Source organism: Nitrospirillum goiasense, from assembly GCF_034427435.1.
Lineage (GTDB): Bacteria > Pseudomonadota > Alphaproteobacteria > Azospirillales > Azospirillaceae > Nitrospirillum.
This window is the reverse complement of sequence record NZ_JAXQNP010000003.1, coordinates 924,764-938,980: the sequence shown is the minus strand read 5'-3', so window position 1 is coordinate 938,980 and position 14,217 is coordinate 924,764. Positions and strand designations below refer to the sequence as shown.

At 67.0% G+C, this 14,217-nt stretch carries 11 protein-coding genes and 1 riboswitch; of the genes, 4 read left to right on the top strand and 7 right to left on the bottom strand.

Annotated elements, in window-relative coordinates:
• Positions 1–78 precede the first annotated feature (78 nt).
• Complete coding sequence (locus tag ULB03_RS18635; protein ID WP_322484601.1) at positions 79–2,382, top strand: TonB-dependent hemoglobin/transferrin/lactoferrin family receptor; 2,304 nt, start codon at positions 79–81, stop codon at positions 2,380–2,382.
• Between the two features lie 128 nt (positions 2,383–2,510).
• A complete protein-coding gene (locus ULB03_RS18630) occupies positions 2,511–3,527 on the top strand; it encodes a DUF6607 family protein (protein ID WP_322484600.1) in 1,017 nt (338 codons plus the stop codon).
• A 64-nt stretch (positions 3,528–3,591) separates the two neighbouring features.
• Here ULB03_RS18630 and ULB03_RS18625 read toward each other — a convergent pair whose 3' ends face one another.
• The 5 genes from ULB03_RS18625 to ULB03_RS18605 all read right to left on the bottom strand — a co-directional run bounded on the left by ULB03_RS18625 (position 3,592) and on the right by ULB03_RS18605 (position 9,481).
• Positions 3,592–3,954, bottom strand: a complete 363-nt coding sequence (locus ULB03_RS18625) for a DUF1304 domain-containing protein (RefSeq protein ID WP_322484599.1) — start codon at positions 3,952–3,954, stop codon at positions 3,592–3,594.
• Between the two features lie 122 nt (positions 3,955–4,076).
• Positions 4,077–6,542, bottom strand: coding sequence for a TonB-dependent receptor plug domain-containing protein (locus ULB03_RS18620; RefSeq protein ID WP_322484598.1), 2,466 nt, complete (start codon positions 6,540–6,542; stop codon positions 4,077–4,079).
• A 283-nt stretch (positions 6,543–6,825) separates the two neighbouring features.
• Positions 6,826–7,224 (bottom strand): c-type cytochrome, encoded by a 399-nt coding sequence (locus ULB03_RS18615; protein ID WP_322484597.1) that lies wholly within the window; start codon positions 7,222–7,224, stop codon positions 6,826–6,828.
• A gap of 10 nt (positions 7,225–7,234) precedes the next feature.
• Positions 7,235–8,827 carry a flavin monoamine oxidase family protein gene (locus ULB03_RS18610; RefSeq protein ID WP_322484596.1) on the bottom strand — a complete coding sequence of 531 codons (1,593 nt, stop codon included), beginning with the start codon at positions 8,825–8,827 and terminating at the stop codon, positions 7,235–7,237.
• A 90-nt stretch (positions 8,828–8,917) separates the two neighbouring features.
• Positions 8,918–9,481, bottom strand: coding sequence for a RidA family protein (locus ULB03_RS18605; protein ID WP_322484595.1), 564 nt, complete (start codon positions 9,479–9,481; stop codon positions 8,918–8,920).
• 807 nt (positions 9,482–10,288) lie between these two features.
• Here ULB03_RS18605 and ULB03_RS18600 point away from each other — a divergent pair.
• The gene (locus tag ULB03_RS18600) at positions 10,289–11,566 is read left to right on the top strand and encodes an MFS transporter (RefSeq protein ID WP_322484594.1); all 1,278 of its coding nucleotides are present in this window, start codon (positions 10,289–10,291) and stop codon (positions 11,564–11,566) included.
• A 19-nt stretch (positions 11,567–11,585) separates the two neighbouring features.
• Positions 11,586–11,688, top strand: a riboswitch (ZMP/ZTP riboswitch).
• A gap of 23 nt (positions 11,689–11,711) precedes the next feature.
• Complete coding sequence (locus tag ULB03_RS18595) at positions 11,712–12,386, top strand: LysE family translocator (RefSeq protein ID WP_322484593.1); 675 nt, start codon at positions 11,712–11,714, stop codon at positions 12,384–12,386.
• 36 nt (positions 12,387–12,422) lie between these two features.
• Here the strand turns inward: ULB03_RS18595 and ULB03_RS18590 are convergent, their stop codons facing one another.
• Both ULB03_RS18590 and ULB03_RS18585 read right to left on the bottom strand, forming a co-directional pair.
• Positions 12,423–13,166, bottom strand: coding sequence for an acetoacetate decarboxylase (locus tag ULB03_RS18590; protein WP_322484592.1), 744 nt, complete (start codon positions 13,164–13,166; stop codon positions 12,423–12,425).
• Between the two features lie 231 nt (positions 13,167–13,397).
• The gene (locus ULB03_RS18585) at positions 13,398–14,021 is read right to left on the bottom strand and encodes an NAD(P)-dependent oxidoreductase (RefSeq protein ID WP_322484591.1); all 624 of its coding nucleotides are present in this window, start codon (positions 14,019–14,021) and stop codon (positions 13,398–13,400) included.
• Positions 14,022–14,217 lie beyond the last annotated feature (196 nt).

Sequence of the window (14,217 nt, the reverse complement as noted above, 5' to 3'; positions counted from 1 at the left end):
GCCACAATGAGAATGAGATTGATTCTTAATATCATTAGTCATATAGCTGCGGCAGGAACCAACCTCACGGGGGAAAAAATGCAGCGAACGCTGTTGCAGGCGACCGTTCCGCTTTGGCTGTTGGCGGCGCTGGGGGGCGCCACCCTGTCCCATGCCGCGCTGGCGGCGGCGGCACCTGACGGGGCGCCGGCGGACGCGGCCGATGCCGACACCACGGCGACGATCACCGTCACCGCCACGCGCACGGCCAAGGACATCAGTGACGTCCCGGCCAGCGTCAGCGTCATCACCAGCCAGCAGATGGATGAGCAACTGGTGACGGACATCAAGGATCTGGTGCGCTACGAACCCGGCGTCTCGGTCCGCAAAAGCCCGGCGCGCTTCACCTTGGCCGGATCATCCACCGGGCGTGACGGCGACAGCGGCTTCAACATCCGCGGGCTGGAGGGCAACCGCGTCCTGATGCTGACCGATGGCATCCGCGTGCCCGACGCCTACAGCTTCGGCGCCCAGAACATGGGGCGTGGCGATTATGTCGACCTGGGTCTGTTGAAGTCCGTGGAAATCCTGCGCGGGCCCGCCTCGGCGCTCTATGGCAGCGACGGCGTGGCCGGTGCCGTCAGCTTCATCACCAAGGATCCGGAAGATTTTCTGACCGCGGGCCCAGATGGGAAAACAAGGGATTGGGCGGCGCAGGGCTCGGTCGGCTACACCTCCGCCGACGGCGCCTGGTCCAAGGGGGCCGTGGCCGCGGGCCGGGTGGGCAAGGTGCAGGCCCTGGTGGCCTATACCCGGCGCGACGGCAACGAGACCGCGACCAATGGCGGCAACAACGCCGCCAACACCGACCGCACCACCGCCAACCCGCAGGACCTGCAGTCCAACGCCGTCCTGGCCAAGGTGGTCTATGAACCGTCGGACGCGCACCGCCTGCGCCTGACCTTCGACCATGACGACAACCACACCAACACCACGGTGCTGAGCGCCATCGCCAAGCCGCCGCTGTCCTCCACCAGCGTGCTGGGCCTCATCGCCCGCGACCGCGAGGACCGCAACCGCGTCAGCCTGGACCACCGCTATGATATCGGCGCGGCCGTGATCGACAGTCTGCGCTGGACGGCCTACTACCAGGAAACCCACGCCACCCAATATGGGGCGGAGGATCGCAACACCGCCGCCGACCGCACGCGCGACAGCACCTTCGATACCAACGTCTACGGCTTCGACCTTCAGGCGCAGAGCAAGACGCTGGGCCACGACCTGACGCACACCTTCGTGTACGGCGGCGATTACTCCGTCACCCACCAGGAATCGCTGCGCGACGGCACGGTGCCGTCCGCCGGCGATGCCTTCCCGTCGCGCGCCTATCCCACCACCGATTACACGCTGGCGGGCGTCTTTGTGCAGGACGAGATCAACGCCTTCGACCGGCGGCTGACGCTCTATCCCGCCGTGCGTTTCGACTATTACGACCTGTCGCCCAAGAAGGACGACCCGCTGTTCACGGCGCTGACGCCCATTTCCAAGAACGACAGCCATGTCTCGCCCAAGCTGGGCATCCTCTACCATGTGCTGCCGGACGTGGGCGTGTTCGTGAACCTGGCGGAAGGCTTCAAGGCGCCGTCGCCGTCGCAGGTGAACAACGGCTTCGCCAACCCCACGCAGAACTACAAGTCCGTCTCCAACCCCAACCTGAAGGCGGAGACCAGCCAGACCATCGAGGGTGGCTTCAAGTTCAACGGGGGCTGGGGTGAAAAAGCGGCGGGTGCGGGTTCTGGCGATGCCGTGTTGGGCGGCGGCCGCTGGGATGCCAGCGTCACCGGCTACGCCGGCCGCTACCGCGACTTCATCGACCAGGTGCAGGTTGGCGGTACCTTCACCGCCGCCAACCCGGCGATCTACCAGTATGTGAACCTGTCGCGGGTGACCTTGCGCGGGGCGGAGGCCAAGGGCCAGGTCACCCTGAACTCCGGCATCGGGGCGCTGGCCGCCTTTTCCTACACCCAGGGTGACAGCACCTCCGGCGGCGTGACCACGCCGCTGGATAGCGTCGATCCGTGGAAGGTGGTGCTGGGCCTGACCTACCGCGATCCGGCCGGCCGCTATGGCGGCCAGCTGACCATGACCCATTCCGGCGCCAAGGACCGGTCCGACGTCAGCAGCGCGACCTACTTCCTGCCCAAGGCCTTCACCATCCTGGATGCCACGGCCTACTGGACGGTGACGGAGAACGCCAGCCTGCGCGTCGGAATCTTCAACCTGACGGATGAAAAGTACTGGTGGTGGGGTGATGTGCGCGGGCAGTCCGCCACCTCCACCGTGCTGGATGCCTGGACCCAGCCGGGCCGCAACGTCGGCGCCTCGCTGACCCTGAAGCTGTGACGCCGACGTGCTGAGCCGATCCGGCCGACGGGGGGACGTCCGGCCGGATCCGGGTGGCGGCGGGCCCCGCCCGTGCCCGCCGCCACCTTCCTCCCCAATCGCATGAGCTGCCCAAGGAGGGCACCCCGATGATCCCGCGTGACACGCTTAAGACCGGCCGCCGCGCCTTCCTGACCGGCGCCGCCCTGCTGGGTGTCGCCACCCACCTGCCGCCGGCGGCCCGCGCGGCCGAAACGGCCACCTATCCCTCGGGTCCCGCCCCGGACCAGGACAGGCGGGCCATCCTGGGCATGGCCGGCACCTATAAGGTGACCTTCGATTTCCGTGAGACCACGTCCTTCCTGCCCGACTACACGCCCATCGCGCCCAAGGTCAGTGGTGGGAACGAGGTGGTGCGGGTGGTGGAGGACGGCGGTTCCGTCATCCGCCTGCAGCACATCCTGGTGGTGGATGGTGAGGATGGCCTGCCCGTGGTGGTCAAGCACTGGCGGCAGGACTGGACCTACCAGCCGGTCGCCGTGCTGGCCTACCAGGGGACGGGCCACTGGTCGCTGACCCCGGTGGATGGGGCGGTGGCCAAGGGGGCCTGGTCCCAGATCGTGTGGCAGACGGACGATTCCCCGCGGTATGGCGGGGTTGGCCGCTGGCGCCACGACGCCGGCGTCTCGCGCTGGACCAGTGACGAGACCTGGCGCCCCCTGGCCCGCCGTGACGCCACCCGCCATCCGCCCTATGACCGCTACAGCGGCACCAACCGCCACGCGCTGACGCCCGCCGGCTGGGTGCATGAGCAGGATAATGCCAAGCTGGGGCTGCGGGAGGGGGGCCTGGTCACCTTCGTGCATGAAACGGTGATCAACACCTACAGCCGGTCCAACGCCTTCCCCATCGCCGTGGCGGATGAGTACTGGACCAAGACCATGACCTACTGGGCGGCCGTCCGCGCCGCCTGGGACCAGGTCATCGCCCGGCACCAGGGCGTCAGCGTGGTGGAAGAGGCCAACAACGGCTCCGTCACCGGCAAGGCGCTGATGGGCCTGGCCGACAGCATCGCCAAGGGGGGCAAAAGCACGCCCGACGCCATCGCCGAAGCACGCCGCGTCATCGCCGACGCGACTCAAGGCTCCGCGAAGTCCGGCGCCTGACGTCCCCCGGCCGGTGCCCCCGTTACCCGCCCGTACCGGGGGCGCCGGCTTTTTTTTCAGATCCTCATGCCAGCCAAACCGCCGCCAGGGCCACGGCCGCCGGCAGGGCCTGGATCATCAGGATGCGGCGGCTGACGGACCAGGCGCCGTAAGCGCCCGCCACGATCACGCACAGCAGGAAGAAGGTCTTGATGTGCAGGGCCGCCGACGGGTCCGGGTAGACCAGGCCCCACAGCAGGCCCGCCGACAGGAAACCATTGTACAGACCCTGGTTGGCGGCCAGCACGGCCGTTTGCGCGGCCCTTTCGGGAGAGTTGCGGAAGGCCCGCAGGCCTGCGGGCTTGGTCCACAAGACCATTTCCAGCACCAGGATCCAGGCGTGCAGCAGCGCCACGAGGGCCACCAGGATGTTCGCGATCATGCTCATGAAAAGGGCGTTCCCCATTTTTGCGTTGTTATGGCTGCCACTATGACGGGAAAGACCGCGTTCGCCCAAAGAAAAAGCCGCCCGGTTTCCCGGACGGCCTTCCCTTGCGCCCAGTTGGGCGATCAGAACTTATACGCCAGGCGGAAATAATACATGCCGCCGTCATAGCCAAAGGGCGACGTGTCCGGGTACTGGTCGCCATAGTTCAGGCGACCGGCGCTGCGGTTCTTCTGCGGATAGGTGTCGAACAGGTTCTGCGCGCCGACGGTGGCGGTCAGGTCCTCGGTCACCTTGTAGGCGATCTCCGCGTCGAAGATCCAATTGGGGTCGTAGTGCTGACCGGCGCTGGAGTTGTCCTGCCAGGCGCCGTAATAGCTGCCGCGATACATGAAGTTGAACGCGCCGATGTCATAGGTGGCGGTCAGGTTCACGCGATAGTGCGGCAGGCCGTTCTCGATGTCCGCCTTGCGGTTGGCATCGATGACGGTGGAGTCGTACTTGGTGACGTCGGTGTGGTTGATGTTGGCCGCCGCCGTCAGGCGCAGTTCGCCGTCATACAGGTCAAAGGTCTTGTTGGCGACGATGTCGACGCCCTGGCTGCGGGTGTCGAAGGCGTTGGCGAAGTAGTTGACGTTGCCCAGGGTGTTGGCGCCCACCACGCCCAGCGCCGCCAGCTTGATCTGGTCGGCGGCGGACACGGTGAAATCGCTGGTGATGCCGATGCGGTCCTCGACCTTGATGTTGTAATAGTCGACGGTCAGGTTGACCCCGCCCGGCAGGTCGAAGACCAGGCCGCCGGCGATGTTGAACGAGGTCTCGGGCTTCAGCGTCTTGGCGCCGTAATATTGGGCGACCGCGCTGTCCACCGGGAAGGTGCCCAGCACGATGGGTTCCGGGCTGCCCGCCTTGAAGGTGGTCTGCGTGCTGCTGATGTGCGATTGCCCCGGCGTCGGCGCGCGGAAGCCGGTGTTGACGGACGAGCGGATGGCCAGCCAGTTGGTGAGCTGATAGCGGCCGAAGACCTTCCAGTTGGTGGTGTCGCCGAAATCGTCGAAGTCTTCATAGCGCAGGGCCACGCCGGCGCTCAGGTCCTTGATGATGTCGGCTTCCGCGTCGGCATAGAAGGCGTAGTTGCCGCGCGGATACTGGCCGGCGTCGCTGGCGGTGAAGCCGGGATAGCCGTTGGACCCGATGGGCATGCCGTAGGTGTAGTACTTGCCCGCCTGGTACGAGGCCACGTCACCCGACTTGATGGTGTAGGTTTCGCGCCGGTATTCGCCACCGCCCGCCAGGGTCAGCGGGCTGGCCAGCCAGCTTAGGTTCACGGGATAGGTCAGGTCCAGGTTCAGGTTGGTTTCCTCCTGAATCTGGGTGCCGACGTAGAACTGGTGCGGGCTGCTCGGCCCGAGCGAGGGGTTGACGGTGTTGCGGATGCTGTAGCGCAGCTCATCCTTGCCGTAGCTGGCGCTGGCATCGATCATCAGCCCGTTCTTCAGCGTCGTCTTGTAGCCGCCGGTGATGCTGCTATCCAGGATGTCGCCGTAGAACCAGGGCGTGAAGCCGTTGGGGAAGACGCTGTTCCACTTGAAGGTGGCGCCGCTGTCCAGGGTGATGGGCGTGATCAGCCACGACACCGTGGTGGGGTTGCGGTAGTTGAAGCTTTCCTTGGCGTAGCTGTGGCCGAAGTTGCCGAACAGGTAGATCTTGGAATTGTCGCCCAGGTCGATGCCGCTGTTGACGAACAGGCGTTCCGCCTCCACCGCCGGGTCGCCGAAGCGCTGGGCGGGGTTGGGGATGGTCAGGCCCTGGGCCGCCAGCTTGGCGGCGTCGGGGCGCTGGGTGCCGCGCGACGTCGGATCGTTCTTCACATACTCGGCACTGATGTTGACGAAGCCGCGGTCGCCCAAGGGCAGGCCGGAATTGGCCTGGATGTGGGCGCTGCCGCCGTCGCCGGCATAGGTCTGGCCCCACTGGGCCACCACCGTGCCCTGGTCGGCGCTGTCCTTCAGGGTGAAGTTCATGACACCGGCGATGGCGTCGGAACCGTACTGGGCGGCGGCGCCGTCGCGCAGCACTTCCAGCTGCTTGATGGCGATGGAGGGGATCTGCGCCAGGTCGGGCCCCTGCGACCCCTGGGTCAGACCGTTGGCGCCGATCTGCACCAGGGCGGAGCGATGGAAGCGCTTGCCATTGATCAGCACCAGGGTTTCATCGGGCGGCAGGCCGCGCAAGGTCGGCGGGCGGACGAAGGTCGACCCGTCGGAGATGGAGAAGCGGGCGACGTTGAACGATGGCACCAGCTGGCGCAGCAGGTCGTTGGTGTCGCCGCCGGCCTGGCGGGACAGATCCTCCGGCGAGAAGACATCGATGGGCGACGGCGAATCCGCGACCGACCGGTCGACGCGGCGGCTGCCGGTCACCACGATTTCCGACAGGCTGTCGGTGTCGGCCGCCGGTGCCGGCGCCGTGGCGGCGCTGGCCGTGCCCATGGCGAGATAGCCCGCCGTGCACAGCAGGGCGATGGTCCAGGCTTTACGCGCACGGATGGCACGCGCACCTATGGCGTTGGTGTTGTTTGTATGCGTCATGTTGGCCCCCTGATCTTTGGATTTTGTTAGATCATGGCGCTTGATGGCGCGATTCCCCGCATTTTTTCAGAATAAGGCGGCTCATTGCCCCGTCCGCCTTTTTTTGAAATCTCAAACAACTGTTTTGGCGCAAGTCAAATCGCCTTTTTCAAAGGCGCTTTGACTTGCCGATGCGCTCCTTTCCTTCTCCGCCCCTCGGTTCCGGAACCGGGTTGGACGCTTCCCGACGTCCAACCCGGTCACGATGTCCTTGGGGCCCGTTGAAACCCTGCCGCCGTTCCGCTCAATGCGTGACGGTCGGCGCCTTGTCCTGCGGATGGGCGTTCGTCTTCACGGTGACGACGAAGCCCGTGTTCACGGCCGGCGCGCTGTTGCCCCAGGCCTGCCGGATGTAGCTGATGATGTCGGCCAGTTGATCCTCGCTCAGCAGTGCTGCGAAGGTGGGCATGCCGCCCCGCCCTTGCAGCACGGTGCGCACCACCGGTTCGGGGTCGCCCACGACGAAGGGATCCCCCGCCAGCGCGGGGAAGGCGCCCTTCACCCCCAGGCCCGTCTTCTGATGGCAGGCGGCGCATTTGTGGTTGAACAGATCCTGGCCCTTGGCCACGTCCTGCGCCAGGGCGGGCGCCGTGGTCAGAAAGGTGCCGGTGGCAAGGGCGGCGACAAGAAGGGTTGCGCGCATCCTGTCCCCCTCACGCCACGACGCGCTGATGGATTTGCGCGATCTGGTGCCAGGCGGATTCGATGGCGCCGGCCTGCCAGCCGCCGATGTAGCTGATATGCTCCCCCGCCAGGTAGATGCGGCGGTCGGGCTTGTTCAGCACCGGATAGGCGACCTTCCGCGCCTCCGCACTCCAGTTGCCCCAGCCGCCCAGATTGTACTGGATCAGGTGCCAGGAGGCGGAGAACGAGTTCTCGAAGTTCTCCTTGTATTGCGGGAAGATGCGCTGCCCCACATCCAACGCGATGGCCGTGCGCTCCGCCGGGGTGTTGCCGCTCATGTCGGTGGCGTCGGCGCCGAACATGTAATAGCCCAGCAGCACGCCCTTGGCCGACTGCCAGCCGGACGACGGCAGGCTGATCAGATTGATGCCGGGCGCATCGGTGTAGACATGGCCGCCATAGATGGCGTCGTCCTCCTCCCAGAACCGGCGCTTCATCTGCAGGCCGATTTTGCACACCGGGTCATAGGACAGCAGGCCCATGGCCTGCTTGTAGGCGTCGGAGAAATCGGCGTCGATGGTGCGCAGCACGCTGACCGGAATGGTGCACAGGCAGTAATCGGCGCTGATGGTGCTGCGCTTGCCGGTCTTGGTGTCCAGGTAGTCCACCGTCACGCCGCCGTCGGACTGGCGGATGCGCTCTACCTCCGCGTTGTACTTGATCAGGTGGCCGACATGCTTCTCGAAGCCCTTGGCGATGCGGTCCATGCCGCCCACCGGCTGGAACATGGTGTGCTGCTGGTCGAAGGTGCCGACCGATTGCACCATGCGCCACAGCTTGGATTGCACCAGGTCGGGGAAGGCGTAGGGCGTGCTGGGCACGCCGGGGCCGGGGTCGTCGATGCCGGCCCCGGGGTTGACCTTGTACCCCCGGCCTTCCGTGCCGCGATAGCTGAGGTCGTTTTCCAGATAGCCTTCGCCGCGCAGGTATTCGACGAACAGCTCCACGTCATCCTTGGCCAGGCCGGTGTCCAGCTTGCCCGAGGTGGCCGCCTTGGCCACCAGTTCCGAGGTGTAGCCGCGCATGTCGGCCCGCACCTCGAACTGGCGCACCCGCTTGCCGGCCAGGGGCCCCTTCACGGTGTCGAAGCGGGCGTAGCTGGCGTCGTTCTCGTTGACCAGGACCTCCAGCGGGATGCCGAAGGTCTTGGTGTAATGAAGGGTGGAGCGATGGCAGAAGGGGATGCGCCAGGGGCCGTGGTTCAGGTACAGCCCCTCATCGAACGTGCACTCCTGCTCCTCACCGCCCAGCTCCGTCAGCTTGAAGCCCTTGCGCGCCGTCTGGCAGCGGCCGCCGCCGAAGGCGCGGGCCTCCAGGATGGTCACCTGGTAGCCCAGCTTGGACATCTCATACGCCGCGGTCATGCCGGCGACGCCGGCCCCCAGGATCAGCAGCTTGTGCCCCGCGCCGGACCCGCGCAGGGCGGGCGGCGCGCTGGTCATGGAGGCGATGCCGGCGCCCCAGGCGTTCAGCGCGGTCATCACCATGGCGCTGCCGCCCAGCAGCGCCGCCTTTTCCAGGAAATGACGCCGGGTCACGCCGGCGCCGGGCAATTCGGTCATGGCAGGCAATATGCACCTTCCTCATCAGCGTCGAAGCGATCGTCTGGCCGTTCCGTCGCCGGGCGATGGCCTGGCGACGGGCGCCCCGGCTCAGGGGACGCGGGCGGCGATCACCTCGATCTCGACCAACAGGCCGGGGGAGGCGAGACCCGCCACCTGCAGCGTGCTGCGGGCGGGCTTGTTCGGCTGGTCGGCCGTGCCGAAAAACTGGGTGTAGCCGGACATCATGCCGGCGAAATCCATCTTGCCGTCGTGGGCCGGATCGCCCACCAGGTAGACATGCATCATGACCACGTCGCCCATGGTCAGCTTCTGGGCGGCCAGCGCGTCCTTGATCTTGTTCAGGACGCTGACGGTCTGGGTGGCGGTGTCGCCATAGGACTCGATGCTGCCCTTGGGCGCGTTCGGGTCGGCGACCGACGGGGTCATGCCGCTGAGGTATACGACGTCGGCTCCCGCCGGGACGGATACGGCGGCGGAAATGGGAAAGCTGCCCGCGTCGGTGCGGGTGATCGGCTGCTTGGCCTTGGCCGTGCCGCTGGAGGAGATGACGCCGGCCTCGGTGATGATGGCGGCCAGCACGGCCGTCAGGGCCAGGGCGCCCAGAAAACGGGCCATGCGGCGCGCGGTGCGCGGCGGAGGATTCGTGGTCAAGGCAAGGCTCTCCTGTTCCGTTATTTTTTGTGGTCCTGCATCCGCCCGCCCCAAGGGTGACGGGGGCGCGGCGTCGTCTTCGACTTTCGTCTCCGGCCCGCCGGGTCAGACCCGGCGGGCGGAGTGGGGTAATCGGCGGCGGCCCGGGTGCGATGCACCGTGTTAAGGTCCGCCGGTGACGGGGTGCGCTGCCGGGTCAGCGCCGCGCTCGGCTCCCGGGGCATCGCCTCATGCTGGGGTTGATGGGTAATGGAAGGTTCGCAAATGCAAATGGCCGCCCCGATGGGCAGCCATATGGAAGTTGTGACTATGCATTTTCGAAGAAATGAGGGTCGTATTCGTCCCAATTGCGGTAACGAGACGCCGAACATCAGTGTCCGGAATCCGGTTTATGGCTTTGACAATGATGGTGACGGCCCGTTTCGTCATTCGTCTCTGTCAATTCATGGGTTGGGAAAACTGGTTTATTGCTGTCTTTACTCGACCCATCTGCCAAAAAAGTGCCGCCCGACGCCCGTTTAGGGGACGTGGGACCGCTTTCACTCTATCTGGGGATGTCAGCAATAACCGGGCCAGTTGCTTCGCTGCTGCGATATAAGCATTTCGGCTGCGCGGAGGGTGGGATCAGCGCCCAGTGATTGGGCAGTTCTGGATTGTTACAGGCATGTTGCCGCAAAGCTGTGCAGCTTTTGGGTGGATAAGCCCACCGATGCGGGCCCTGTGGGGTTCGGCACTGCGCGGATCGTGCGCTTGCTGTAAGCAGGGGGCCCGCGCCCACCCTTCCGGTCCTCAGCCCAAAGCCCAACCATGCGCCTGTTGAAACCTTTGACGCACGGCCCCATCGCCCGTCTATGGGGCGCATTGTCGCTCTCGGCCGTGGGCGACCAATTGCACCAGATGGCCTTGGTCTGGCTGGCCGTGGGCCTGGTGGGGGCGGACACCGGTTATGTGGCGGCGGCGGATACGCTGGCGTTGATGACTGTGGCCCTGCTGGCCGGCGCCTGGGTGGGGCGGTGGGACCATGGCAGCGTCATGATGGCGGCCGACCTGGCGCGCGCCGGGCTGGCGGCGGTGCCGGTGCTGGCGGCCTTGGGCGGCCACCTGACGCTGTGGACCCTGGTGGTGCCGTCGGTGGCGCTGTCCGCCTTGGCTGGCCTGTTCGATCCCGCGCTTCAGGCGTCGTTGCCCCGGCTGGCGGGCGACCGCAGCCTGCTGGCCGCCACCAACGCCCTGTTCGACGGCACGCTGCGCCTGGCCCGCCTGGTGGGTCCCACGCTGGCCGGGGCCCTGGCCACCCTGATGCCGCCGGTGGCCCTGATGGGGGTGAACGGCCTCAGCTTCCTGGCCTCCGCCCTCGCCGTGTTCAGCGTGCGGCCCTACCTGGCCGATCCGCCCGCGCCGGAGCCGGCGGCGCCCACCCGGGTCGCGGATGGATTGTCCGCCCGGCTGTTGGCGGGCTGGCGCCTGGTGCGGCGGGAACCGCCCTTCACCTATCTGCTTTGGCGCAACGGGCTGACGGGCGGGCTGTGGACCCTGACCATCTGGCTGTCGCTGCCGCTGCTTGTGCGCCAGCAGGGGGTGGCGGGCTTCGGCCTCAGCGGCCTATCGGCGTTGGCCCTGCTGTTCTCCGCCTACGGTGCCGGTAATCTGGTCAGCAACCTGGTGGTGGGCAGCCTGCCACCGGGCGGCCTGCTCGCGCGGCGGCCGCTGGCCCTGGTGGCGGCGGGTGACGGGCTGGTCGGGGGCGGCTTCGTCGTGCTGTCGCTGGCCACGCTGCTGCCCGCCCCCTGGACGCTGCCCGCCATGGCGGCGGCGGCCATGGCCACCGCCACCGGTGGCCCGCTGTCGCAGATTCCGGTGACCACCTTGCGCCAGACCCGGTTCACCGGCGGGGAAATCGCCGCCGTCTTCCGCCTGTTCCTGGTGCTGGACTGCCTGGGGACGCTGGTGGCCATGATGGCGGCGCCCACGCTGCTGACCTTGCTGCCCACGCCCCTGGTCATGGCCTGTAGCGGGCTCGCCATCCTGGCCATGGCCGGCACCTTCGGCCGGCGGGCCGACCGGCATGCCGCCGTTGCCGGCTAAGCCCACAACGGTTACGCTCCCCTATCCGCGTGGCTGGCGCGTGACCCCCGACGGCGGGGTCCAAGATGGGGCACCATCGGGAAGCGCGGGGGCATCCTGTGCCGCGCGCCTGGGCCATCGACCGTCGCAACGGAAGGGACGCCCCATGCTTGCCAGCCTGATCCCCATTCTTGTCGCCTTGTTGCTGGGGGCCATGTCCCCCGGGCCCAGCTTCGTGCTTGTCACGCGCACCGCCGTCGCGCAATCCCGCCGCAACGGCTTGGCCGCCGCTGTCGGCATGGGTGTGGGTGGCGCCTTTTTCGGCACCCTGGCCTTGCTGGGCCTGACCGCGCTGCTGACCCAGGTGGCCTGGTTGAACATGGCCTTGCGCCTGGCGGGTGGCCTCTACCTTCTCTATCTTGCCCTGCGCCTGTGGCAGGGTGCCGGCGTGCCCCTTGCCATGCCCTCGGCCATGGCTGATGGCGTGCCGGCGGGCGGTCAGGTGCCGTCGCTGGGCCGCGCCTTCATCGTGGCGCTGGCGACCCAGCTCAGCAATCCCAAGACCGCCATCGCCTACGCCAGCATCTTCGCGGCCTTGCTGCCCGCCCAGTCCCAGGTCGGGGAACCGCCGCGCCACCTGCTGCTGGTCCTGCCGCCCCTGATCTTCCTGATCGAGGCTGGCTGGTACAGCGTGGTGGCCCTGGCCTTCTCGGCGGGGGCGCCGCGCCGGGCCTATCTCAAGGCCAAAGGCGGCATCGACCGGGTGACCGGCACTATCATGGGCGTGCTGGGCCTGCGCCTGATGGCGGATGCCGTGCGCGACGTGGCCTCCGCCCGTTGAGCGGGGAAGGTGGGCGCGGATGCGCCCACCGGCCCATTACGCCAGATAATCGTGCAGCACCCGTCCGAAGGGCAGGGTGAAGTCCACCACCTGGTGCCGTCCGCCGACGATGCGCCGGACCGGCAGGTCGGCCACGCGGCAGTTCACATGCGGCGTCAGGTGCAGGCGGGCGGGACCGTCCCAGGCGCCATGCACATGGACGTCGGTCAGGTTGTAACCCACCAGTTGGGCCACCTTGGGCCCGCCATCCACATCGGGGATGAACTTCAGGTTCACGTTCAGCTTGCCGATGCCCTTGGCCACCTCATCCAGGCGGTCGGCCAGGCTGTGGTGCTTATAGGTCATGGTGCCCATTGCCACCCGCTCCTCATCGTAATGCAGGGTGCCGGTCAGGGTGTCCTTCTGCACTTTCAGGCGGGGCACGCCGTATTTCTTGGGGAAGCCCCAGATCTCGCGGCCGGCGGTGATGGGCGGCTCGTCATCCAGGTACATCTGGACGGAGAAGTTGCACGGCTGCCCGTTCCACTGGGCGACGATGCCGGTGCCGCTTTCCTCATAATCGCCGAAGCCGGAGCTGTCGGGCATCTTCATCCATTCATAAAAGCACAGGTTGCCCGGCGCCGGTTCCAACGGTTCGGGCAGGGCCCGGCGGATGGCCTCCGGGTCGCTTTCATAGGTGATGATCAGGTATTCCCGGCGCATGAAACGGTAGGGGCCGCGCGGATAACTGGGGCTGAACAGCGGCATGGAACTGGCGGAGAGGATCTCGTCACGATTCATGTCGGCACGACTCCCGGTGTTGGGACCATGGGGGAAGTGAGGTGCCGGGACCGGTCGACGGGGCGGGTGGGCTAACGTGGCATGGGACCGATACCCGGGCGGAGCACAGCCAGGATGACGGACGCATCCCGGGAAAACCATTCCCCGCCCGAGTAATCTTTGTTGCGTCGCACCTAAACCAAACGGGGGCGGGGGGTGGCGGATGGCCGCACCCCCGCCCTCAATTTGGTCTTAATAACCGACGGTGAAGCGGCGGTTGGCGTGGGCGGGGCTTTCCACCTCATCCACCAGGGCGACCGCGAAATCCTCGTAGCTGATGTGGCTCTTGCCCTCGGCGTCGACCAGCAACTGGTCGTCAGCCAGCCGGAATTGGCCGGTGCGCTCGCCCGGGAAGATGTAGGCGGACGGCGACAGGAAGGTCCACTCCACCCCACCTTCCTGGGCGATGCCTTGGCGCAGCGCGTTCAGCACATCGCGGCCGGCGCTGGCCTCCGCCTTGTAGGCGGCGGGGAACTCCGGGGTGTCGATCAGGGCCACGCCCGGCGCCACCTCCAGCGACCCGGCGCCGCCGACGATCAGCAGGCGTTTCACCGCGGCGGTCTTGACGGCCGTCACCAGCGAGGTCAGGTCCAGGCCGCTGAAGGGAATGCTGCTGATCACGGCGTCATGGCCGGCCAGCAGGGGCGCCAGTCCGGCGGCGTCACCGATGTCGCCGGCCTTGGCCGTCACCCCCTCCTGCGCCGGCACCTTGGCGGCGTTGCGGACGATGGCGGTGACGGTGTGGCCGCGGCGGCGCAGCTCCGCCAGGATACGGGTGCCGACATTGCCGGTGGCGCCGATCAGGGCGATGTTCATGTGGGTCACTCCTGTTTTGACGCTGGCGAACCCTCGCGCAGCGAACTAGGTTACGTTCGGTAACCAGATGCCATTTCGGCTGCCGGTTTGTAAGAAGGCATGTGCGCGTACCCTGGTTATCGCGGCATTACCGCCCGGCGCCGGTGTGAATTGCCCGGCCTGCAAGGAGACATCGATGGACAGTTACCCCCGCGCG